Origin of the sequence: Allokutzneria sp. NRRL B-24872, from assembly GCF_002155965.1 — a bacterium.
In the GTDB taxonomy this organism is placed as follows: Bacteria; Actinomycetota; Actinomycetes; order Mycobacteriales; family Pseudonocardiaceae; genus Allokutzneria.
In genome coordinates, this window is sequence record NZ_MUMH01000474.1 from 1 (window position 1) to 750 (window position 750).

The 750-nt window shown below is 74.9% G+C and carries 1 protein-coding gene; it reads right to left on the minus strand.

The features are described 5' to 3' along the window. Nucleotides 1-424: carbohydrate ABC transporter permease (locus CCN37_RS38770; RefSeq protein WP_210408449.1), on the minus strand; the 424-nt coding region annotated here is incomplete at its 3' end. Nucleotides 425-750 lie beyond the last annotated feature (326 nt).

A 750-nucleotide genomic window follows, 5' to 3' on the forward strand; every position in this document is an offset into this window, starting at 1 on the left:
CCTCCCAGTCGCGGGTGGACAGGAAGGCGATCGGATCGTCCCAGCCCAGCAGCGTGGCGCCCCACTCGTTGACGATGCCGAACTGGGGGCTGAGTGCGATCTGCCACACGAACGTGACGGCCACCACCGGCGCCACGTACGGCAGCAGCATCGCACCGCGCAGCAGGCCCCGGCCGCGGAACGGGCGGCGCAGGGCGAGCGCGGCGACCAGACCGAGTACGAGGGAGCCCGCGGTGCCCCCGACGGTGTACAGCAGTGTCGTCCACAGACTGGTCCAGAAGTCCGACGACGAGAAGACGCCCGCGAAGTTGGCCAGGGACCAGTCGCCGAACAGACCCATGTGCGGGATGTCCACGAGCCGGGCGCGCCGGAAGGACAGCAGCACCGTCCACAGGATCGGCAGGACGACGACGACCAGGACCACCAGGACGGTGGGTGTGACGAAGAGCAGCCCGGCACGGTTCTCCCGCGCCGCACGGGTCAGCAGCCGACGCCGCGCCGGCCCGGTCCGTCCGCCGTGGCCCGGGCCGCCGCCCGGCGAAGGGCCGGCGGGTCGGCCCGACGCGGAACCCGTCGGAGGGTTTGACGCGGAGCCTGCGGGGCCACCCGGCGCGGAGCGCCCGGGGCCGCCCGACGGCGGGTCCGCCCGACCACCCGGCGCGGAGCCCCCGGAGCCGCTGGAGGCGGAGCCTTCGGAACCACCCGAAGCGGCAGGGCCGTCCGCAGCGCGCCGCACGCCACCGCCCAGCA